Genomic DNA, 23,744 nt, shown 5'->3' with positions numbered 1-23,744 from the left:
TGCTTCCTCATCGAGAAAGCAACCTGTCCGGAAAAGAAAGCCCTTTTGAAAATCACAAAAAGACTTGGCTAGTTTCCGAAATAGTCAGATGCTTTTCTCATAGTCCGATGATTTACGGTCATCAGGTAGAAACTTTTGGGCCATATCCCCATGATTATATGAGATGTATTAATGTAACTTCATCTTACCTTCCGGCCATTTTAATGTCAAGTTAAAATCGAATATTTTTACATGATATTAATTAATCGTTCGTGTTTTACTCGATTAACTTTGCTTCGAATACAATTTTTCGATCAACTGGCACATAATGGACTTTACCATTCTCGATTCTCTCGGCAAAGATAGGCTCTTCCGTTCGCCTTACAGGAAAGTAACCTGCCGCTTTAATTCGATCTAAACATGCATCGATCGTCTCGCCTTCGATAACTTCAAACTTTTCCTTACTCTTTTTACTCACAATACCGATCCCTTCATGGTTCTATTTTACCTGCCTTCTTCCTTACCCATCCAACTTGCATATTATCAATAATAAATTCTTCCTATTATAATGAAAAGAATAAGTAAAGACAACAATGCATGTAAATAAAATCGATTACTTTATACTGGAAATTCCATAATGTCTCAGATTATGATATTCCTTTCTTCCGTAAAAGCACCTGCACCCATAAATTATACATCCCCTTCAATATCCTACCCTTCTTCCCCTCTGAATTACCATAGCCTGATTCTTGAAATTAAACTCTGCTCCATATTCGTATCTTGCTCTCGCGAACTATTTCAATTCAAGTAAGAACGATTTTATAAGTCAGCTGTTGTAATTTGAGAGGATTTAACGAAGGTCGAATTAATTGGCTTATGGGTCGATTTATTTCATTTTAGGTCGAATTAATTAGCCTGTGGGTCGATTTATTTCATTTTAGGTCGAAAAAGTTAGGCTTCAGGTCGATTAGATGTTAATTTACGTCACTCCTGCCTGAAAGCTGAAAATATTGCAATACAAAAAAAGACCAGCCGAATGGCTGATCTTAATAAATGGCTTGGCGGCGTCCTACTCTCACAGGGGGAAACCCCCAACTACCATTGGCGCTGAAGAGCTTAACTGCCGTGTTCGGAATGGGAACGGGTGTGACCTCTTCGCTATCGCCACCAAACATAAAAGGAACGTTGTTCCTTCAAAACTAGATAATAAGAAGGTATTTCATTTTTTAAAAAGCGTTGGTTAAGTCCTCGATCTATTAGTATCAGTCAGCTCCACATGTCACCATGCTTCCACCTCTGACCTATCAACCTGATCATCTTTCAGGGATCTTACTAGCTTGCGCCATGGGAAATCTCATCTTGAGGGGGGCTTCATGCTTAGATGCTTTCAGCACTTATCCCGTCCGCACGTAGCTACCCAGCTATGCCTTTGGCAAGACAACTGGTACACCAGCGGTGCGTCCATCCCGGTCCTCTCGTACTAAGGACAGCTCCTCTCAAATTTCCTGCGCCCGCGACGGATAGGGACCGAACTGTCTCACGACGTTCTGAACCCAGCTCGCGTACCGCTTTAATGGGCGAACAGCCCAACCCTTGGGACCGACTACAGCCCCAGGATGCGATGAGCCGACATCGAGGTGCCAAACCTCCCCGTCGATGTGGACTCTTGGGGGAGATAAGCCTGTTATCCCCGGGGTAGCTTTTATCCGTTGAGCGATGGCCCTTCCATGCGGAACCACCGGATCACTAAGCCCGACTTTCGTCCCTGCTCGACTTGTAGGTCTCGCAGTCAAGCTCCCTTGTGCCTTTACACTCTACGAATGATTTCCAACCATTCTGAGGGAACCTTTGGGCGCCTCCGTTACTCTTTAGGAGGCGACCGCCCCAGTCAAACTGCCCACCTGACACTGTCTCCCACCCCGATAAGGGGCGCGGGTTAGAATTTCAATACAGCCAGGGTAGTATCCCACCAACGCCTCCACCGAAGCTGGCGCTCCGGCTTCTCAGGCTCCTACCTATCCTGTACAAGCTGTACCAAAATTCAATATCAGGCTGCAGTAAAGCTCCACGGGGTCTTTCCGTCCTGTCGCGGGTAACCTGCATCTTCACAGGTACTATAATTTCACCGAGTCTCTCGTTGAGACAGTGCCCAGATCGTTACACCTTTCGTGCGGGTCGGAACTTACCCGACAAGGAATTTCGCTACCTTAGGACCGTTATAGTTACGGCCGCCGTTTACTGGGGCTTCGGTTCAAAGCTTCGCTTGCGCTAACCTCTCCCCTTAACCTTCCAGCACCGGGCAGGTGTCAGCCCCTATACTTCGCCTTGCGGCTTCGCAGAGACCTGTGTTTTTGCTAAACAGTCGCCTGGGCCTATTCACTGCGGCTTTTCTGGGCTATTCACCCTAAAAAGCACCCCTTCTCCCGAAGTTACGGGGTCATTTTGCCGAGTTCCTTAACGAGAGTTCTCTCGCACACCTTAGGATTCTCTCCTCGCCTACCTGTGTCGGTTTGCGGTACGGGCACCTTACATCTCACTAGAGGCTTTTCTTGGCAGCGTGGAATCAGGAACTTCGGTACTATATTTCCCTCGCCATCACAGCTCCGCCTTAATGGAAACGGGATTTGCCTCGTTTCCGGCCTAACTGCTTGGACGCGCATATCCAACAGCGCGCTTACCCTATCCTTCTGCGTCCCCCCATCGTTCAAACGATGTATAGGTGGTACAGGAATATCAACCTGTTGTCCATCGCCTACGCCTTTCGGCCTCGGCTTAGGTCCCGACTAACCCTGAGCGGACGAGCCTTCCTCAGGAAACCTTAGGCATTCGGTGGAAGGGATTCTCACCCTTCTTTCGCTACTCATACCGGCATTCTCACTTCTAAGCGCTCCACCAGTCCTTCCGGTCTGACTTCAACGCCCTTAGAACGCTCTCCTACCATCGACACCATACGGTGTCAATCCACAGCTTCGGTGATACGTTTAGCCCCGGTACATTTTCGGCGCGGAGTCACTCGACCAGTGAGCTATTACGCACTCTTTAAATGGTGGCTGCTTCTAAGCCAACATCCTGGTTGTCTAAGCAACTCCACATCCTTTTCCACTTAACGTATACTTTGGGACCTTAGCTGGTGGTCTGGGCTGTTTCCCTTTCGACTACGGATCTTATCACTCGCAGTCTGACTCCCAAGAATAAGTATTTGGCATTCGGAGTTTGACTGAATTCGGTAACCCGTTGGGGGCCCCTAGTCCAATCAGTGCTCTACCTCCAATACTCTCATCTTGAGGCTAGCCCTAAAGCTATTTCGGAGAGAACCAGCTATCTCCAGGTTCGATTGGAATTTCTCCGCTACCCACACCTCATCCCCGCACTTTTCAACGTGCGTGGGTTCGGGCCTCCATTCAGTGTTACCTGAACTTCACCCTGGACATGGGTAGATCACCTGGTTTCGGGTCTACGACCTCATACTCATTCGCCCTATTCAGACTCGCTTTCGCTGCGGCTCCGTCTCATCAACTTAACCTCGCATGAAATCGTAACTCGCCGGTTCATTCTACAAAAGGCACGCCATTACCCATTAACGGGCTTTGACTACTTGTAGGCACACGGTTTCAGGATCTATTTCACTCCCCTTCCGGGGTGCTTTTCACCTTTCCCTCACGGTACTGGTTCACTATCGGTCACTAGGGAGTATTTAGCCTTGGGAGATGGTCCTCCCTGCTTCCGACGGGATTTCTCGTGTCCCGCCGTACTCAGGATCCACTCAGGAGGGAACGAAGTTTCAACTACAGGGTTTTTACCTTCTTCGACGGATCTTTCCAGATCGCTTCATTTACCCCGTTCCTTTGTAACTCCATGTTGAGTGTCCTACAACCCCAAGAGGCAAGCCTCTTGGTTTGGGCTAATTCCGTTTCGCTCGCCGCTACTCAGGAAATCGCGTTTGCTTTCTCTTCCTCCGGGTACTTAGATGTTTCAGTTCCCCGGGTCTGCCTTCAGTACCCTATGTATTCAGGTAAAGATACTGTTCCATTACGAACAGTGGGTTTCCCCATTCGGAAATCTCCGGATCAAAGCTTACTTACAGCTCCCCGAAGCATATCGGTGTTAGTCCCGTCCTTCATCGGCTCCTAGTGCCAAGGCATCCACCGTGCGCCCTTTCTAACTTAACCGTTAAAAAAGATCTTACAGATGCTTTGAAAAAAATTAATTGCCTTCTATCTATTATCTAGTTTTCAAGGAACAAAGCAGAAAGAATCCATCACATCGTGATGTTTGTCTTTCCTATTTGAATGAATTACTCATTCAAAACTGAACAAAACAAAAGCGCTCTCGTAATTATCCTTAGAAAGGAGGTGATCCAGCCGCACCTTCCGATACGGCTACCTTGTTACGACTTCACCCCAATCATCTGTCCCACCTTAGGCGGCTGGCTCCATGAAGGTTACCTCACCGACTTCGGGTGTTACAAACTCTCGTGGTGTGACGGGCGGTGTGTACAAGGCCCGGGAACGTATTCACCGCGGCATGCTGATCCGCGATTACTAGCGATTCCGGCTTCATGCAGGCGAGTTGCAGCCTGCAATCCGAACTGAGAATGGCTTTATGGGATTCGCTTACCTTCGCAGGTTTGCAGCCCTTTGTACCATCCATTGTAGCACGTGTGTAGCCCAGGTCATAAGGGGCATGATGATTTGACGTCATCCCCACCTTCCTCCGGTTTGTCACCGGCAGTCACCTTAGAGTGCCCAACTGAATGCTGGCAACTAAGATCAAGGGTTGCGCTCGTTGCGGGACTTAACCCAACATCTCACGACACGAGCTGACGACAACCATGCACCACCTGTCACTCTGTCCCCCGAAGGGGAAAGCCCTATCTCTAGGGTTGTCAGAGGATGTCAAGACCTGGTAAGGTTCTTCGCGTTGCTTCGAATTAAACCACATGCTCCACCGCTTGTGCGGGCCCCCGTCAATTCCTTTGAGTTTCAGCCTTGCGGCCGTACTCCCCAGGCGGAGTGCTTAATGCGTTAGCTGCAGCACTAAAGGGCGGAAACCCTCTAACACTTAGCACTCATCGTTTACGGCGTGGACTACCAGGGTATCTAATCCTGTTTGCTCCCCACGCTTTCGCGCCTCAGTGTCAGTTACAGACCAGAAAGTCGCCTTCGCCACTGGTGTTCCTCCAAATCTCTACGCATTTCACCGCTACACTTGGAATTCCACTTTCCTCTTCTGCACTCAAGTTCCCCAGTTTCCAATGACCCTCCACGGTTGAGCCGTGGGCTTTCACATCAGACTTAAGGAACCACCTGCGCGCGCTTTACGCCCAATAATTCCGGACAACGCTTGCCACCTACGTATTACCGCGGCTGCTGGCACGTAGTTAGCCGTGGCTTTCTGGTTAGGTACCGTCAAGGTACCAGCAGTTACTCTGGTACTTGTTCTTCCCTAACAACAGAACTTTACGACCCGAAGGCCTTCTTCGTTCACGCGGCGTTGCTCCGTCAGACTTTCGTCCATTGCGGAAGATTCCCTACTGCTGCCTCCCGTAGGAGTCTGGGCCGTGTCTCAGTCCCAGTGTGGCCGATCACCCTCTCAGGTCGGCTACGCATCGTCGCCTTGGTGAGCCATTACCTCACCAACTAGCTAATGCGCCGCGGGCCCATCTATAAGTGACAGCGTAAACCGTCTTTCCATCTTCTCTCATGCGAGAAAAGAACGTATCCGGTATTAGCTCCGGTTTCCCGAAGTTATCCCAGTCTTATAGGCAGGTTGCCCACGTGTTACTCACCCGTCCGCCGCTAATCTCAGGGAGCAAGCTCCCATTGATTCGCTCGACTTGCATGTATTAGGCACGCCGCCAGCGTTCGTCCTGAGCCAGGATCAAACTCTCCGAAGAAATGTTTGACTTGCTCATTTGCTTTTTGATAGTGTGTGCTCACTTAAAATTTAACGTTGGCGCTTTGTTTTGTTCAGTTTTCAAAGAGCAATTTCACAATCGTTCTTGCGAACGGCTGTTTATTCATCATAACACTTTATTGATTAGTTGTCAACTTCTGCGAAGTTTTTAACTTATTTTAAATCGCTGTGTTTTTCAGCGACCATTTCATCTTATCATTTTCATAGTAAGAAGTCAATAGTTATTATTTCTTTCAGCAATCAGCCAAAAGCGATGAAGTTGTTCGTTTGTCTTAGTTGGTGCTTATTTATATTAATCCTTTCCTACCATTAAGTCAACCCATTTCATACATTTTCTTTTTAAATGATTTAATCAACTATATAAAGGAATAAATGTGCCTGTCACACCTTGGTTTCCGCTTAAAACATATAATCCAGGAATATCAATTATCCCATCCATTTGAACTACTAATTCCCCTTCAACTAAGTAATGACTTTGGCGAAATCCATAAAACTGCAAGTGATAGGTAAAGCAATAACAACCTGGATAGATGCATAAATCGAATACCGAAAACTGAATGCTCCTTCCGGGTAGAGTTTTAAACATTTAAACCGATAAATCACAGGGCCCATTGTCCAAATATTAAAAAATTTTTTTACAATTTTACTTTCTTGTACTATAATATATATATTTTAAAAATTTCAGGAGAGACTTTTAATCATTATAAAAAATAGTTGGGAGAGGGATTTATAAATGATTAATAAAAACACATCTTTGAGGATGCAAAGTATCGTTTTTATTGGCTTTATGGGGGTAGGAAAGACGACGATCGGACAGAAAGTAGCAAGGAAATTATACAGGGACTTTATTGATATAGATCAAGAAATTGAAAAGGAATTCAATATGCCCACTACGGAAATCTTCAAGAAGTTTGGGGAAAAAGCTTTTCGCGAAAAAGAAAAAAGTGTGATTGAAAGCCTTAGTCAACAACAATTGAAAATCATTTCAGTTGGAGGCGGGGCATTTTTACAAGAGGATATACGGAATATCTGTTTATCCAATTGCATTGTCTTTTACCTGGACTTATCTTGGGAATACTGGAAAGAGAGAATAGGATTGCTTATTGATAGTAGACCTGTTTTACAAAGCCGGTCCCTTGAAGAAATCGAAGAACTCTTTTACACGAGACAGGAAATATACTCCTATCATCATTCAAAAGTGAATACCAATGATCTAGATGTTGATGAAGTGGCAGACTTTATAGTCGATTCATTGAAAGTGGCCTGGGATATTTATGAACCGCTTAAGTAAGGCAAACCTTTTTGATATGTAATCAATGTTCCCAATAAAAGAATAATAGAAAAGATGAAAAGGGCACAGCGGTACCTAACCTCCTGTTAACTAATCACCTTTTTATTTTTCTTTATTAGGAAGACTCTCTAATAATCAGTTCTGGATTCAATATGATTCGCTGTTGTTCACGTTCTATTTTCTCCATTTGCTGATACAGGAGATTCGCTGCCTCTTTCCCAATACGTCTAGGGAATGAGGAAATGGTTGTTAGCGGAGGATGATAGATTTCTGCGACTGGAACGTTATCGAACCCTACGATATCTATATCTTTTCCAGGAGTAATTCCTTTCATCATTAATCCTTGCATAACACCGAAGGCAATTAAGTCGCTAAAGCAAAAAATCGCGGTAGGCGGATTAGGATTCTCAAGTACTTTCAGAACAGCCTCAAGCCCTCCCTCCCGTGTAGGGGCACTATCTATAACCAGCGATTCATCCACTTCCAATCCCGCTCTTGAAAGAGCTTCACGGTATCCCTCCATTCTCTCTATCCAAGTAGAAGATTCCTTAATGCCACCAAGGAGCGCAATTCTTTTATGTCCCTTTCCAAGGAGATGATCAACAGCCATCCTGGCTCCTTCTGGATAGTCTATGCCTACATAGTCGCTATTCACTCCAGGTAGTTCCCTAACAGCAAGGACCATTGGCGTGTCAATTTCATTTAACCGTTCAATTGTATCTTGTGAGCTTTCAGAGACAGGACAAAGAATCAGGCCTCCCACCCTATGTTCCATCATAGTTGAAAGGAGATGGTCTTGCTTGGCAACCGAGTCGAATGTAGTTCCCAGCAACACTGTATACCCGACCTCATCCAATGCGTCATGAACGCCTATCAGGAATTCAGAAAAAAAGGTGTTTGATATGTCGGTAATAATGATTCCTACAGTATCAGAACTCTGCGACCTTAAGTTGGCTGCGATTCTATCGTATACATAACCCAGTTCATGCATGGATTTTAATACCTTTTTTCGCGTCGCTTCCGATATTCGAGGGTTATTGCGAACGATAAGGGAAGCAGTGGATGTAGAAACCCCAGCATGTTTCGCTACCTGTTGCAGCGTGACCCGCCCTTTTTTGGATTGTTTCATAGTTCAATCACCATCTTGAATGTATTTTTGATGTACTTATTATTATCATGTTCTTACTATAATAATAATATAGTTACTGTCATTATTACACCCTTGCTTTTGGAACATGGGCATACCATCGATTAATACTCACTCCAATACATCTATATCCACTATTCATTAGTCCAAAAAAAAACGCCACCCTAGTTCTAGAAGATGGAGTTTTAAGTAATCCTTCATATTTATTAGCCATGGTTAAATATGGTCTGGTGCTGTGTCAATTTCTTATACCGGTAATATACAAAAGCTGCAGCCAGGATTCCTATAGTAGCAATAAAGCAATCAAAAAGAAATATATGCGATATATCCCCACTCTTAGCGATCAAGCCCGTTGCAATTGGTAAAATGACGCTCGCCAAACTGGATGCCGTCGCAACGATCCCTGTTACAGTTCCTTTTTTTCTCCAGAAGAGTTCAGTCATTATTGCAATGGATAATTGAAAGATCCCAGCTGTCGAGGCTCCAAGGAAAAAGGAGCTAATACTTAAGACAATAGGTGAATGAATCGTTAATATGATGATTACCGTAATTAAAGTAATCATTGGATAAAGCAATATCACCGTCACGGGCTTAATCCATTTGTTTAATAAGATGGATAATAGCAGGACGGAAATCAGTGATCCAACACTATAATAGCTCAATAATTTAATGGCACTTGAAGATGGCATCCCTGCGACTTCCTGGCCGAAACTCGGTAACCAGATTTGCGAAACTGTAAATAACGCAGTTGATGTAAACCCAATTATGATTAGTGCGACTCCTTCGCTCCAAAATTTAGGTTCCGTTATGAACCTGTTACTATGCAAATCCTCCTCTTGACTGACAGCTTCGGATTTGCTTGGAAATGAAGCAGACAAAACCAAAAACATATTCATGAAATAGATGACAGCCGGTACTAAAAATGCAAACCCGTAAAATAATTGGTTCGAAGTAAGAAACAAGATGATGAATGGCAGGATGGTAGCACCAAGCGAGCCAAAAGCCTTAACCATAACACTCGCGGAACCAGCAGCTTCAGGAAACATTTCAGTTAGCGCCGGATATGTACCAGCATCCATGGCTGAGTTGGAAATCCCCGCAAGTAAGGCAAATACAAAGGCCATTTCATAAGTGGGGGAAAATGGAATCCCAATTAAAAAAACGCCCATTATAACCGAAGAGACCATGATTAATGGCTTTCTTCCAAATTTATCTGATAATACTCCCGAGAGACCATACGTGAGTAATCTGCCTATTCCTATTGCTGCAATAAGATAACTGATGCCAGTAGAGTCCGTATCCCATTGTTCTGTTAAAGAGGGCATGTTCGAGGCGAGAATTATATTAACCATCCCCAGCAGAAAATAGTTAATATACAAGCCAGATGCCGCTTTAAAATACTGATTTTTCATTATTACACCCCTATAATAAATCACGTTGTGTTTCTCCCATATAACACCTTAATGCACAATGTAATTACATTAAAGCCTCCCCTTTATGTTATCCATTTACATGAAAACCACTTTTCAAAAAAAAACGCTAAGAAAAACAAGGGATTTCACTCCCTGCATTTCTTAGCTCCGAGGTTTCTGCACCAAATTTTTGTAATCATTTAACGAATGATGCAATCGAATATGAAAAAACCTCTATTTGGAGAACAATCTCCAGAGTGGAATCATTTTATTCTGCAAACAATTGCTCTTTGATGAAATCAACAGGCATCTGTTGACCTGTCCATAATTCAAAGGCTAGCGCACCTTGCCAAAGCATCATCCCAAGACCATTAATAGCTGTAGCACCCACAGCTTCAGCTTGTTCCATTAGTTTAGACTTTCGTGGGATGTAAACAACATCTGTTACGATTAGATCAGGACGCAGCATTGATTCGTCTTGAATGACACTTAAGCCTTCAAGTGGTTTCATGCCAACGCCGGTTCCATTTGCCAAAATATCACTAGTTGCGATTTCAGCTCTTAATTGTTCAACATTTTCAAGAGGGTATACATTGGCTTTCACATTTAAGTGCTTCATATCTTCATTGATGATTCGTACATTCTCTTCTGCTTGCGGGAAGAATGCATCATCACGAGCAAAAATGCTGATTTCCGCCACACCTTCCAGCGCAGATTGAATGGCAATTGGAGTAGCAGCCCCGCCAGAACCGATAAGAGTCATTTTCTTGCCTTTAATATCAATACCATGTTCTTTTAGGTTCCGAGTATATCCCATTCCATCAGTGCTGTGCCCTACGAACTTTCCATCGACATTGACAACTGTATTAACGGCCCCAGAAAATTTAGCACTGTCAGCCAATTCATCAAGATATGGAAGGATCTTCATTTTATTAGGCATGGATACGTTAAATCCTTTTACATTTAATGCACGCATCCCTTTGACTGCATCTTCCAGCTCTTCATTTCCAACCTCAAATGCTAAATAGGCGCAATTCAAGCCTAATTTATCGAAAGCTAAATTATGCATGGCAGGTGATAAAGAATGTCCGATAGGTGTTGCCAGCAATCCTACTAATTCTGTTTTCCCATTGATTCGTCCTAGATTTTCCATGTTCTATTCCCCCTGATTTTTTAAGTTTTATATAAATTCCTTATTGGAAGGAATTATGAGTTAAATATTTTGATCAATGATCTCTAATACATCTCTTAATTGAGTAACAGGAATTTGTCCTGGGGCAGATGCTTCTTTTCCAGCACCGAATGTACAAGCAGATCCAAACACCGCACCTGATAATCGACTGACCAGGCCTGTACCCGACATTGACATCGTAATAAATGGGCGATCGGCATACTTTGTTTTCATCGTGTAAGTTGCATCTAATAAAACGAGTAAGTCACCAACCGTGTGGGGCATAACAGCGATTTTTGGAATATGGGCGCCAAATTCCTGCATTTTACGCAATCGGTAAATGATTTCTTCTTTTGCTGGTGTCTTATCGAAATCATGGTTACACATCACTACGTATACGCCATTTTCCTCAGCTACCTTTACTGTCTCCTTCACTGATGATTCCTCAAAGAATAACTCCACATCGACAAGATCAATATTCTTCGTTTTAATTGCTGTATGAAGAAGTTGGAAATAATAAACATCACTGATTTCCTTGTTTCCGCCTTCTTTATGGCTTCTAAAAGTGAAAAGCAGCAAAGTATTGGGAACAGCACTTCTAAGTTTTGAAATCATATCTGAAACGGCTTCTAAGCTTTCGACTTGTTCAAAGACATCTACTCGCCATTCAATGATATCCGGCAGTAGCGCATTTACCGTTTCAACTTCTTTAAGCAGTTCTTCTTCAGTTGTCCCCATTAGAGGAACGATGATCTTTGGAACCCCTTCTCCGATCGTTACGTCTTTGATCGTGATTGTTTGCATGATGTTTCCCCCTTTTATCATTATCATCAGTGGGGTTCATGCCCCACTGATGTTCGGCTAGACCGTTTAATCGGAAACCTTAATTACCTTTTTATATCGATAGGCAACAAATACGGCCAATAAGATACTAACTACCGCAATTGCCACATCAAATAAGAAGACTGCAGTTAAACCAGCGCTCTTAGAAATGATACCTGTAACGAAAGGTATGATGATAAAGGCTGAACTAGCTGCAATGTTTACATATGAAGTAATCGTCCCTTTATTGGCTGGGAAGAATTCTGTGATTATCGTCATGGCTAATTGGAACACCCCTGCAGTTGAAAGCCCAATGAAGAAAGCGCTCAAAACAGTCATAAATGGTTGCTGGATGTAAATGAGTGACAATAAAGATAATGCTGCAATGACCGGATAGATAATCATGACGGTAATGGGCTTAATTACTTTATTCAATAGAACAGCTAGCAAAATGACAGAAACAAGGGAGCCAATGCTATAGTAACTAAGCAATTGAACAGCCTTTGCTTGGGTTAGCCCCAATACATCTTGTCCGAAGTTCGGGAGCCAGACTTGAACCAGCATGAATAAAGCAGTTGATGTGAAGCCTAATAGTATGACTGCCAAACCTTCCTGAGCAAACTTCGGTTTTGAGAGGAATTGCTGTTGAACCGGCACAGCCTGTTCATCATTCTGAGTTTGGCTTTGAGCTTTATGATCCGGGAATGAAACCTTAAGCAGGAAAAAACCATTAACAAGATATACAGCAGCCATTAAGAAGAATGTATACCCGTAAAACATATCTCTAGCTATAAAGAACGCCATGATAAATGGAAGAAGTGCGGCACCGATTGAAACGAACGCTTTTACTAATACGGTAGCGGAACCAGCTTTCTTTTGAAAAGCCTCAATAAGTGCTGGATACGTACCTGCATCCAAAAATGAATTGGCAATACCAGCACATACAGCAAATATAAATGCCAATGTATAGTTAGGAGCCAAAGGTATGCCTATAAGGAAGATCAGGTAGATAAAAGATGCTGAAACGACAAATGGTTTCCTTCCTAATTTATCCGACAGTCTACCCGCGAAAAACAAGGAAACTAACTTACCGATTCCTATAGCAGAAACCAAGTAACTTATCCCTGAGGCGCTTGTATTTAATTGCTCGGACAAATTTTCCATATTTGATCCAATGATAATATTGATCATGCCTAAAATAAAATAGCTAATATATAAACCTGTGGCCATTTTTATAAATGGATTTTTCATGAAACACACCCCTATTTAAAAAGTTATCGAAATGCAATTTGATTCTTAAGCCTTTCAGAAGTTGCCCCCTTGCCCCATACCATAAATTCAAGAACAAAATTACGTACTAAATAAAACAATAAGTAAACCGGCTTTAGTTAGTACATCGTTCTACTAACTTTTCACCTAACTAGTATATCGTTCTACTAATCTTAATTATTAGTACATCGTTCTACCAAAATTTCAGTATTGGTATATCGTTCTACTAAAAACCGATTAGGTTCTAAATTCAAAAGGTATTGAATTAACACTTATGCTAGATTTAATTAGTTAAATTTATTTAGTATATCGTTCTACTGGATTATTATACTGCGCTAATTTAATTGTGTCAAACTCATGAAGCAGTCCTTAATGACCATAGAGCGATTCCTCATACGTATTATTTTTAAATTCCGAAGGTCTCATTTTGGATCTCATTCACCTTAAAAGTTCAGCCATACCTTGGATTTGTTAGTGTTCATACAAGTTGGAAGAATACCTTTTATTTGCAGAGGCACCAATTATTTTATCCTTTATGAGGGCTTCCTTCTATTTTGATATTCCCCACATTTTTAGTTACCAGTTTCTGAATAAATTTCTTTTTAGCTAAAATATATGTGCTGCTGCTTATTTAAAACCAATTATCCAGTTATTTGCAATCGATTTTAATAACCCATTACCTAAGCAGGCAGTACTAATATCTCGCTTATATCCTAAGTTAAGATGGTCAAAACGGTTTAAATTTAAAAGGATAAACAATTTTCGATTTCAGCCCCTTTCAATGGTGATGTAACAGCTTCTATATATAAATAACAGGGCTCCATAATTTTGTTCTTAACGCAAAAAAAGACCAGCCGGATGGCTGATCTTTTGAAATGGCTTGGCGGCGTCCTACTCTCACAGGGGGAAACCCCCAACTACCATCGGCGCTGAAGAGCTTAACTGCCGTGTTCGGAATGGGAACGGGTGTGACCTCTTCGCTATCGCCACCAAACATATGAGGAACATTGTTCCTTCAAAACTAGATAATAAGAAGGTATTTCATTTTTTAAAAAGCGTTGGTTAAGTCCTCGATCTATTAGTATCAGTCAGCTCCACATGTCACCATGCTTCCACCTCTGACCTATCAACCTGATCATCTTTCAGGGATCTTACTAGCTTGCGCCATGGGAAATCTCATCTTGAGGGGGGCTTCATGCTTAGATGCTTTCAGCACTTATCCCGTCCGCACGTAGCTACCCAGCTATGCCTTTGGCAAGACAACTGGTACACCAGCGGTGCGTCCATCCCGGTCCTCTCGTACTAAGGACAGCTCCTCTCAAATTTCCTGCGCCCGCGACGGATAGGGACCGAACTGTCTCACGACGTTCTGAACCCAGCTCGCGTACCGCTTTAATGGGCGAACAGCCCAACCCTTGGGACCGACTACAGCCCCAGGATGCGATGAGCCGACATCGAGGTGCCAAACCTCCCCGTCGATGTGGACTCTTGGGGGAGATAAGCCTGTTATCCCCGGGGTAGCTTTTATCCGTTGAGCGATGGCCCTTCCATGCGGAACCACCGGATCACTAAGCCCGACTTTCGTCCCTGCTCGACTTGTAGGTCTCGCAGTCAAGCTCCCTTGTGCCTTTACACTCTACGAATGATTTCCAACCATTCTGAGGGAACCTTTGGGCGCCTCCGTTACTCTTTAGGAGGCGACCGCCCCAGTCAAACTGCCCACCTGACACTGTCTCCCACCCCGATAAGGGGCGCGGGTTAGAATTTCAATACAGCCAGGGTAGTATCCCACCAACGCCTCCACCGAAGCTGGCGCTCCGGCTTCTCAGGCTCCTACCTATCCTGTACAAGCTGTACCAAAATTCAATATCAGGCTGCAGTAAAGCTCCACGGGGTCTTTCCGTCCTGTCGCGGGTAACCTGCATCTTCACAGGTACTATAATTTCACCGAGTCTCTCGTTGAGACAGTGCCCAGATCGTTACACCTTTCGTGCGGGTCGGAACTTACCCGACAAGGAATTTCGCTACCTTAGGACCGTTATAGTTACGGCCGCCGTTTACTGGGGCTTCGGTTCAAAGCTTCGCTTGCGCTAACCTCTCCCCTTAACCTTCCAGCACCGGGCAGGTGTCAGCCCCTATACTTCGCCTTGCGGCTTCGCAGAGACCTGTGTTTTTGCTAAACAGTCGCCTGGGCCTATTCACTGCGGCTTTTCTGGGCTATTCACCCTAAAAAGCACCCCTTCTCCCGAAGTTACGGGGTCATTTTGCCGAGTTCCTTAACGAGAGTTCTCTCGCACACCTTAGGATTCTCTCCTCGCCTACCTGTGTCGGTTTGCGGTACGGGCACCTTACATCTCACTAGAGGCTTTTCTTGGCAGCGTGGAATCAGGAACTTCGGTACTATATTTCCCTCGCCATCACAGCTCCGCCTTAATGGAAACGGGATTTGCCTCGTTTCCGGCCTAACTGCTTGGACGCGCATATCCAACAGCGCGCTTACCCTATCCTTCTGCGTCCCCCCATCGTTCAAACGATGTATAGGTGGTACAGGAATATCAACCTGTTGTCCATCGCCTACGCCTTTCGGCCTCGGCTTAGGTCCCGACTAACCCTGAGCGGACGAGCCTTCCTCAGGAAACCTTAGGCATTCGGTGGAAGGGATTCTCACCCTTCTTTCGCTACTCATACCGGCATTCTCACTTCTAAGCGCTCCACCAGTCCTTCCGGTCTGACTTCAACGCCCTTAGAACGCTCTCCTACCATCGACACCATACGGTGTCAATCCACAGCTTCGGTGATACGTTTAGCCCCGGTACATTTTCGGCGCGGAGTCACTCGACCAGTGAGCTATTACGCACTCTTTAAATGGTGGCTGCTTCTAAGCCAACATCCTGGTTGTCTAAGCAACTCCACATCCTTTTCCACTTAACGTATACTTTGGGACCTTAGCTGGTGGTCTGGGCTGTTTCCCTTTCGACTACGGATCTTATCACTCGCAGTCTGACTCCCAAGAATAAGTATTTGGCATTCGGAGTTTGACTGAATTCGGTAACCCGTTGGGGGCCCCTAGTCCAATCAGTGCTCTACCTCCAATACTCTCATCTTGAGGCTAGCCCTAAAGCTATTTCGGAGAGAACCAGCTATCTCCAGGTTCGATTGGAATTTCTCCGCTACCCACACCTCATCCCCGCACTTTTCAACGTGCGTGGGTTCGGGCCTCCATTCAGTGTTACCTGAACTTCACCCTGGACATGGGTAGATCACCTGGTTTCGGGTCTACGACCTCATACTCATTCGCCCTATTCAGACTCGCTTTCGCTGCGGCTCCGTCTCATCAACTTAACCTCGCATGAAATCGTAACTCGCCGGTTCATTCTACAAAAGGCACGCCATTACCCATTAACGGGCTTTGACTACTTGTAGGCACACGGTTTCAGGATCTATTTCACTCCCCTTCCGGGGTGCTTTTCACCTTTCCCTCACGGTACTGGTTCACTATCGGTCACTAGGGAGTATTTAGCCTTGGGAGATGGTCCTCCCTGCTTCCGACGGGATTTCTCGTGTCCCGCCGTACTCAGGATCCACTCAGGAGGGAACGAAGTTTCAACTACAGGGTTTTTACCTTCTTCGACGGATCTTTCCAGATCGCTTCATTTACCCCGTTCCTTTGTAACTCCATGTTGAGTGTCCTACAACCCCAAGAGGCAAGCCTCTTGGTTTGGGCTAATTCCGTTTCGCTCGCCGCTACTCAGGAAATCGCGTTTGCTTTCTCTTCCTCCGGGTACTTAGATGTTTCAGTTCCCCGGGTCTGCCTTCAGTACCCTATGTATTCAGGTAAAGATACTGTTCCATTACGAACAGTGGGTTTCCCCATTCGGAAATCTCCGGATCAAAGCTTACTTACAGCTCCCCGAAGCATATCGGTGTTAGTCCCGTCCTTCATCGGCTCCTAGTGCCAAGGCATCCACCGTGCGCCCTTTCTAACTTAACCGTTAAAAAAGATCTTACAGATGCTTTGAAAAAAATTAATTGCCTTCTATCTATTATCTAGTTTTCAAGGAACAAAGCAGAAAGAATCCATCACATCGTGATGTTTGTCTTTCCTATTTGAATGAATTACTCATTCAAAACTGAACAAAACAAAAGCGCTCTCGTAATTATCCTTAGAAAGGAGGTGATCCAGCCGCACCTTCCGATACGGCTACCTTGTTACGACTTCACCCCAATCATCTGTCCCACCTTAGGCGGCTGGCTCCATGAAGGTTACCTCACCGACTTCGGGTGTTACAAACTCTCGTGGTGTGACGGGCGGTGTGTACAAGGCCCGGGAACGTATTCACCGCGGCATGCTGATCCGCGATTACTAGCGATTCCGGCTTCATGCAGGCGAGTTGCAGCCTGCAATCCGAACTGAGAATGGCTTTATGGGATTCGCTTACCTTCGCAGGTTTGCAGCCCTTTGTACCATCCATTGTAGCACGTGTGTAGCCCAGGTCATAAGGGGCATGATGATTTGACGTCATCCCCACCTTCCTCCGGTTTGTCACCGGCAGTCACCTTAGAGTGCCCAACTGAATGCTGGCAACTAAGATCAAGGGTTGCGCTCGTTGCGGGACTTAACCCAACATCTCACGACACGAGCTGACGACAACCATGCACCACCTGTCACTCTGTCCCCCGAAGGGGAAAGCCCTATCTCTAGGGTTGTCAGAGGATGTCAAGACCTGGTAAGGTTCTTCGCGTTGCTTCGAATTAAACCACATGCTCCACCGCTTGTGCGGGCCCCCGTCAATTCCTTTGAGTTTCAGCCTTGCGGCCGTACTCCCCAGGCGGAGTGCTTAATGCGTTAGCTGCAGCACTAAAGGGCGGAAACCCTCTAACACTTAGCACTCATCGTTTACGGCGTGGACTACCAGGGTATCTAATCCTGTTTGCTCCCCACGCTTTCGCGCCTCAGTGTCAGTTACAGACCAGAAAGTCGCCTTCGCCACTGGTGTTCCTCCAAATCTCTACGCATTTCACCGCTACACTTGGAATTCCACTTTCCTCTTCTGCACTCAAGTTCCCCAGTTTCCAATGACCCTCCACGGTTGAGCCGTGGGCTTTCACATCAGACTTAAGGAACCACCTGCGCGCGCTTTACGCCCAATAATTCCGGACAACGCTTGCCACCTACGTATTACCGCGGCTGCTGGCACGTAGTTAGCCGTGGCTTTCTGGTTAGGTACCGTCAAGGTACCAGCAGTTACTCTGGTACTTGTTCTTCCCTAACAACAGAACTTTACGACCCGAAGGCCTTCTTCGTTCACGCGGCGTTGCTCCGTCAGACTTTCGTCCATTGCGGAAGATTCCCTACTGCTGCCTCCCGTAGGAGTCTGGGCCGTGTCTCAGTCCCAGTGTGGCCGATCACCCTCTCAGGTCGGCTACGCATCGTCGCCTTGGTGAGCCATTACCTCACCAACTAGCTAATGCGCCGCGGGCCCATCTATAAGTGACAGCGTAAACCGTCTTTCCATCTTCTCTCATGCGAGAAAAGAACGTATCCGGTATTAGCTCCGGTTTCCCGAAGTTATCCCAGTCTTATAGGCAGGTTGCCCACGTGTTACTCACCCGTCCGCCGCTAATCTCAGGGAGCAAGCTCCCATTGATTCGCTCGACTTGCATGTATTAGGCACGCCGCCAGCGTTCGTCCTGAGCCAGGATCAAACTCTCCGAAGAAATGTTTGACTTGCTCATTTGCTTTTTTAATAGTGTGTGCTCACTTAAAATTTAACGTTGGCGCTTTGTTTTGTTCAGTTTTCAAAGAGCAATATTTCTCATCGCTTTTTTCAGCGACTTAATTAGTCTAACACCTTCCAAACATAAAGTCAACAACAAATTATCATTTACTTGTTTTTCTTTTGTCTCAAGCGGTGTATTTAATATATTATCACTTGCATTTAGATAAGTCAATGCAATCTTTTAAATTCCCTTCATTTTTTTATAAGCCAACTTCTTCTATATAATACACACTTTCTTTCTATAGAAGCCAAACCCTGCCATTGAATTATCAAAACAGGAGGGCAGCTGATTATAGCCACCCTCCTGTTATTAATGATTATTTATTGATGGAGATTACGTCCGCTTCTTCTCTATCTACATTTCCTGCCTTTTCGATCTTCACACTTTCACCTTCGGAAAGGTTCGTAAAGACGATTGGCGTAATGATAGAGCTGGCATTGTTTTTGACATACTCTATATCAACTTTGAGCAACGGCTGTCCGCTTGTCACTTTATCTCCTTGAGAGACTAGTGCTTCGAAACCTTTGCCCTCTAACTTAACTGTATCGATCCCGACATGTATCAAGATTTCACGACCAGCTTCGGAAACGATACCTATTGCATGTTTAGTCGGGAATAGGTTAACGATCGTACCGTCTACAGGGGAAACAACCAACCCTTCCTCAGGTACAATGGCAAATCCATCCCCCATCATTTTTTCAGCAAAAACAGCATCAGGCACTTCCGTGATCGGTTTTAATTCCCCTTTAATAGGAGAAACAAAGCGCTCGGAAACTTCATCCGTCCGTAAAGGTTTCGGGATGACATCCTCGATTTGCTTTTCTACACCCTCTTCAGGAGATGCTTCTACTTTACGAGGCCTTTTTCCATCGATGATATCTTTCATTTGCCCCTTGATCGTTTCTGAACGAGGTCCGAAGATTGCCTGGATGTTATTGCCCACTTCCAGAACTCCAGCGGCACCAAGTTTCTTCAGCCTATTTTTATCAACGTTACCGATGTCATTGACTGATACACGAAGACGGGTAATGCAAGCATCCAGGTGAGAAATATTTTCTTTTCCGCCCATGGCATCCAAGATATCCCCTGGCAGACTTCCAGCTGTATTTGCAGATCCGCCCTCTTCCTCATCCTCTTCCACTTCACGGCCAGGAGTTTTAAGGTTAAACTTCCTTATCGCAAATCGGAATCCAAAGTAATAAATAACCGCAAGGACCAAGCCAACCGGTATAACGATCCATGCATTGGTTTGCGGATTGATTAAACCAAACAGTACGTAATCGATTAAACCACCCGAGAACGTCATCCCGATTTTCACGTCCAGTAAATGCATGGTCATGAATGATAGACCTGCAAACAGACAGTGAATCCCGAAAAGTACCGGTGCCACAAATAAGAAGGCAAATTCAAGTGGCTCAGTAATCCCGGTCAGGAAAGATGTAAGTGCTGCAGAAGCCATCAATCCCCCGACTATTTTCTTTCTTTCCGGTCTTGCTTCATGATAAATGGCCAAAGCCGCAGCTGGTAACCCGAACATCATGAATGGATATTTACCAGTCATGAAGGTACCGGCCGTTAAATTCTGTACACCATCTTTAATTTGCGCCATGAAGATGGCTTGGTCTCCTCTGACTGGCGTTCCCCCTGCTTGAGGGATATAGCTGCCAAATTCGAACCAGAATGGAGAATAGAAGATATGGTGCAATCCAAAAGGAATCAGCGCACGTTCTACAACCCCAAACACGAAAGCTCCCAGAGTCAGGTTAGCACCCAACATATTTTCGGAAAATGAATTTAACCCCGATTGAATCGTCGGCCAAACCAAAATCATCAGTAACCCAAGAATAACTGCGCTTGCAGCTGTTGCAATGGGTACAAAACGTTTACCTGCAAAGAATCCTAAATAAGAAGGCAGTTCAATTTCATAAAACTTATTATACATAACAGCAGCCATGACACCGACAATAATACCGCCGAACACACCTGTTCCCAACGTCGGTATTCCTAGAACATTGGTATACACCGCACTATTGTTCTCAATGTCGGCAGCGTCAATGCCAAGAACAGTTCCCATCGTTACATTCATAATCAAGAACCCGATAATCGCAGCCAGTCCGGCAACACCATCTCCGCCAGCTAACCCAATTGCGACCCCCACAGCAAACAACAAGGGAAGATTCCCAAAAATAATATTCCCGGCATTCTCCATTACCGATGCGACCATTTCCACTCCGCCACTCGCAAGAAACGGGGCGATATCCAACAAAGTTTCGTTTTGCAATGCATTACCAAACGCAAGCAAAATTCCGGCCGCTGGTAAAATGGCTACAGGAAGCATCAAAGCTTTTCCGATTTTTTGCAAAACACCAAACAACTTCTTAAACATAGGTTTTCCTCCTCTTTACTGTTATTCCATGCTAATAAAACGGTTACATTTACGATGGTATTCATCTTCCCACGCATCAGAATTCAAATACAAAAAAGGCATAAGCAAAGATAGGATTGAAATGAAAATTCAGGTATATAATACCCTCTTTCATGACAATCATTCTCCTCACTTATGCCTGATCGAATCAGTAACACGTAAGTTAATGTATGTTTATTTAATTTTCTTTTGTAATCGTTGGATATGCATCGTTAGATAGACAGCTTCCGCATCACAAACCGGTCTGCCTAATTTCTGCTGCATAATCTTTATTAGCTTCCAAGAGATATTGTAACACAAAGGATATTCTTCTTTCAATAGCATTGCTATTTTTTCGGGTTCCTCTACTTTTTCGCCAGCCAACACCCTGTCTATCATGAATCTTAAATGACGGACCAAACGTGAATAATCAATGCTATCCTTATTAATTTGTACGTTGAGCTGTTCTTCAACAACTTGGATAAGCTGATAGATTAACTGCGAATGCTGATTGACTTCCGATAAGTCTTTATTTGATATTGCGCTATGAATATGAAGCGTAATAAAACCGATTTCCCCTTGGGGCAGGCCTATGCCTGTCTTATCTTGAATTAATTCTACTACATCAACAGCAATATCATGTTCAAAAGGATAAAGGGTTATCGTTTCTTTCAAGAATGGGTTTTTAATAGTCATTCCTTGTGAAACACGCTGAAGGGCGAACAATAAATGATCAGTTAAACCGACATGTATATGTTCATTGAGTTTTCCAGTTACTCGGTCGTTAATGAGATGAATGGATTCTATAATGGCAGCTTGAAGATTTTGATCGATCTGCGGCAAAAGTTTTTTGTAACTTTCCTGTTCCTTGACATTTTTCAGGACAAACGTCTTCTCCGCAAGTTCCGGACTTAACTCTTCGCCTTTCTTTCGGTTGAAGCCTAAACCCTTCCCAATAGAAACGACTTCTCCATACGACGGATGCGTGGCAATCACCACATTATTGTTCAAAACCTTTTCAACGATAAAACCATTCATTTTTCTCCCTCTTTTTTTCTCAAAGTCATCCCTATGCCCCATACAGGATAAAGTGCTTAGTACTTAGTCCTTTTACTATACACGATATGAGCTTTCTCTTACAACATGAAAGAAGAGCCCCGAAATCAGGACTCTCCTTACTTATTGCATTATTACTTCAAGAAAATGAAATATAGTAGGAAAACGACTCCAAGACCCCACATGATTGGGTGAACCTCTTTAGCTCTCCCTTTCATTGACATGGTGATCGGATAGAAGATGAATCCGCAAGCTATACCTGTCGCAATTGAATATGTCATAGGCATCATGATAACCGTAAAGAAGGCCGGAACCGCAATTTCGAACTTTTGCCAGTCAATATTTTTAAGTGATGATGCCATTAATACCCCGACTATAACCAATGCCGGCGCAGTCACCGCAGATGTCACCACCGATAGAAGCGGGAAGAAGAATAGGGATAGGACAAACAGCAATCCTGTCACTACAGCCGCAAAACCACTTCGAGCACCAGCGGCAACACCTGATGTAGACTCTACATAAGATGTCGTGGTGGATGTACCAAGAATTGCACCAGAAACGATGGATAATGAATCAGCAAGTAATCCTTTTCCCACTCTAGGAAGAACATTATCCTTCATCAAACCAGCTTGTTGCGCGACAGCCACCAACGTACCGGCTGTATCAAAGAACGCTACGAACAAGAAGGTCAGTATCACGATTAACATTTGACCAGTGAAGAGATCACCGGGATTTCCAAAGGCATCGAACGCAACCCCAAATGTAGGCGCTATGCTAGGAACGGCACCGATTATTTTCTCCGGCACCGGAACTTGTCCAAAGATCATCCCTGCAATGGCTGTAATGACCATCCCTATGAACACGCCGCTTTTGACACCTCTCGTCATCAAAATGACGGTTACGACAATCCCGAACACAGCCAATAATGTATTACCTGATGTCAAGTCTCCCAGTCCAACAAGAACGCTGTCATCATTCGTGATGATTCCAGCATTCTGAAACCCTACAAAAGTAATGAATAAACCGATACCGGCACCAACTGCGTATTTCAATTCGACTGGAATTGCATTAATGATTTTCTCACGTATTCCCGATAGGGAAAGCAAAACGAAGATAATACCTGAAATCAAAACTCCTGTTAAAGCAGTCTGCCAAGGAATTCCAAAGCCAAGCACAACGGTAAAAGCGAAGAAAGCATTCAAACCCATACCTGGAGCGAGCGAGATTGGATACCTGGCTATGAGTCCCATCAATATCGAGCCGATTGCGGCAGACAAGGCGGTCGCTGCAAAAACCGCTCCGTAGTCCATTCTCAATTCATCCGGATAGTCCTCGATGCTTTGTAAAGTCAGCATTACAGGGTTTACAACCAGGATATATGCCATTGAAAGGAAAGTAGTTAGTCCACCAAGTATTTCACGGCGATAATTAGTTCCCAGCTCGTTAAACCGAAAATAATTTTTCATTATGAGTCTCCCCTATCATAAAATCGTGCC

10 protein-coding genes, 6 rRNA genes and 1 riboswitch are annotated in these 23,744 nt (G+C 44.5%); of the genes, 1 reads left to right on the top strand and 15 read right to left on the bottom strand.

From position 1 onward, the window contains the following. Positions 1 to 80 precede the first annotated feature (80 nt). Positions 81 to 182, bottom strand: a riboswitch (purine riboswitch). Positions 183 to 256: 74 nt separating this feature from the next. From ABOA58_RS02050 to ABOA58_RS02035, 4 genes are all read right to left on the bottom strand, one after another. After that, positions 257 to 457 carry an NETI motif-containing protein gene (locus ABOA58_RS02050; protein WP_095390347.1) on the bottom strand — a complete coding sequence of 67 codons (201 nt, stop codon included), beginning with the start codon at positions 455 to 457 and terminating at the stop codon, positions 257 to 259. A 578-nt stretch (positions 458 to 1,035) separates the two neighbouring features. Then, positions 1,036 to 1,151, bottom strand: a 5S ribosomal RNA gene (rrf, locus tag ABOA58_RS02045). Positions 1,152 to 1,215: 64 nt separating this feature from the next. Then, positions 1,216 to 4,148: ribosomal RNA gene (locus ABOA58_RS02040) — 23S ribosomal RNA — on the bottom strand. A gap of 176 nt (positions 4,149 to 4,324) precedes the next feature. After that, positions 4,325 to 5,875, bottom strand: a 16S ribosomal RNA gene (locus tag ABOA58_RS02035). Together the 16S, 23S and 5S rRNA genes form the textbook arrangement of a ribosomal RNA operon. A gap of 753 nt (positions 5,876 to 6,628) precedes the next feature. Here ABOA58_RS02035 and ABOA58_RS02030 point away from each other — a divergent pair. After that, on the top strand, positions 6,629 to 7,186 hold the full coding sequence (locus tag ABOA58_RS02030; protein ID WP_053533572.1) for a shikimate kinase: 558 nt from the start codon (positions 6,629 to 6,631) through the stop codon (positions 7,184 to 7,186). 115 nt (positions 7,187 to 7,301) lie between these two features. Here the strand turns inward: ABOA58_RS02030 and ABOA58_RS02025 are convergent, their stop codons facing one another. The 11 genes from ABOA58_RS02025 to ABOA58_RS01975 form a co-directional block, all read right to left on the bottom strand. Further along, positions 7,302 to 8,315: a LacI family DNA-binding transcriptional regulator gene (locus ABOA58_RS02025; RefSeq protein ID WP_350301008.1), complete on the bottom strand. Its 1,014-nt coding sequence runs from the start codon at positions 8,313 to 8,315 to the stop codon at positions 7,302 to 7,304. A 224-nt stretch (positions 8,316 to 8,539) separates the two neighbouring features. Continuing rightward, positions 8,540 to 9,745, bottom strand: coding sequence for an MFS transporter (locus ABOA58_RS02020; RefSeq protein WP_350301007.1), 1,206 nt, complete (start codon positions 9,743 to 9,745; stop codon positions 8,540 to 8,542). Between the two features lie 268 nt (positions 9,746 to 10,013). After that, complete coding sequence (locus ABOA58_RS02015) at positions 10,014 to 10,898, bottom strand: shikimate dehydrogenase (RefSeq protein ID WP_350301006.1); 885 nt, start codon at positions 10,896 to 10,898, stop codon at positions 10,014 to 10,016. A gap of 60 nt (positions 10,899 to 10,958) precedes the next feature. After that, complete coding sequence (gene aroD, locus ABOA58_RS02010; RefSeq protein ID WP_350301005.1) at positions 10,959 to 11,720, bottom strand: type I 3-dehydroquinate dehydratase; 762 nt, start codon at positions 11,718 to 11,720, stop codon at positions 10,959 to 10,961. A 66-nt stretch (positions 11,721 to 11,786) separates the two neighbouring features. Continuing rightward, positions 11,787 to 12,989, bottom strand: coding sequence for an MFS transporter (locus ABOA58_RS02005; RefSeq protein ID WP_350301004.1), 1,203 nt, complete (start codon positions 12,987 to 12,989; stop codon positions 11,787 to 11,789). A gap of 896 nt (positions 12,990 to 13,885) precedes the next feature. Beyond that, a 5S ribosomal RNA gene (gene rrf / locus ABOA58_RS02000) occupies positions 13,886 to 14,001 on the bottom strand. A gap of 64 nt (positions 14,002 to 14,065) precedes the next feature. Beyond that, a 23S ribosomal RNA gene (locus ABOA58_RS01995) occupies positions 14,066 to 16,998 on the bottom strand. Positions 16,999 to 17,174: 176 nt separating this feature from the next. Then, positions 17,175 to 18,725 (bottom strand): 16S ribosomal RNA (locus ABOA58_RS01990). Positions 18,726 to 19,104: 379 nt separating this feature from the next. Beyond that, positions 19,105 to 21,174 carry a glucose-specific PTS transporter subunit IIBC gene (gene ptsG / locus ABOA58_RS01985; protein ID WP_350301003.1) on the bottom strand — a complete coding sequence of 690 codons (2,070 nt, stop codon included), beginning with the start codon at positions 21,172 to 21,174 and terminating at the stop codon, positions 19,105 to 19,107. 213 nt (positions 21,175 to 21,387) lie between these two features. Beyond that, entirely contained in the window at positions 21,388 to 22,230 is an 843-nt protein-coding gene (glcT, locus tag ABOA58_RS01980; protein ID WP_101225652.1) for a glucose PTS transporter transcription antiterminator GlcT, read from the bottom strand. Between the two features lie 152 nt (positions 22,231 to 22,382). Continuing rightward, positions 22,383 to 23,714 (bottom strand): NCS2 family permease, encoded by a 1,332-nt coding sequence (locus ABOA58_RS01975; protein WP_350301002.1) that lies wholly within the window; start codon positions 23,712 to 23,714, stop codon positions 22,383 to 22,385. Between the last annotated feature and the right edge of the window lie 30 nt (positions 23,715 to 23,744).

Source organism: Peribacillus frigoritolerans, from assembly GCF_040250305.1.
Taxonomy (GTDB): Bacteria; Bacillota; Bacilli; order Bacillales; family DSM-1321; genus Peribacillus.
This window is presented reverse-complemented; position numbering and strand designations above follow the sequence as displayed.

What these genes read in the sequence shown, in the direction of transcription:
- ABOA58_RS02005 (WP_350301004.1), bottom strand. Translation starts at nt 12,989, where the DNA reads ATGAAAAATCCATTTATAAAAATGGCCACAGGTTTATATATTAGCTAT.
- ABOA58_RS02015 (WP_350301006.1), bottom strand. Translation starts at nt 10,898, where the DNA reads ATGGAAAATCTAGGACGAATCAATGGGAAAACAGAATTAGTAGGATTG.
- ABOA58_RS02030 (WP_053533572.1), top strand. Translation starts at nt 6,629, where the DNA reads ATGATTAATAAAAACACATCTTTGAGGATGCAAAGTATCGTTTTTATT.
- ptsG (WP_350301003.1), bottom strand. Translation starts at nt 21,174, where the DNA reads ATGTTTAAGAAGTTGTTTGGTGTTTTGCAAAAAATCGGAAAAGCTTTG.
- ABOA58_RS02025 (WP_350301008.1), bottom strand. Translation starts at nt 8,315, where the DNA reads ATGAAACAATCCAAAAAAGGGCGGGTCACGCTGCAACAGGTAGCGAAA.
- ABOA58_RS01975 (WP_350301002.1), bottom strand. Translation starts at nt 23,714, where the DNA reads ATGAAAAATTATTTTCGGTTTAACGAGCTGGGAACTAATTATCGCCGT.
- glcT (WP_101225652.1), bottom strand. Translation starts at nt 22,230, where the DNA reads ATGAATGGTTTTATCGTTGAAAAGGTTTTGAACAATAATGTGGTGATT.
- aroD (WP_350301005.1), bottom strand. Translation starts at nt 11,720, where the DNA reads ATGCAAACAATCACGATCAAAGACGTAACGATCGGAGAAGGGGTTCCA.
- ABOA58_RS02020 (WP_350301007.1), bottom strand. Translation starts at nt 9,745, where the DNA reads ATGAAAAATCAGTATTTTAAAGCGGCATCTGGCTTGTATATTAACTAT.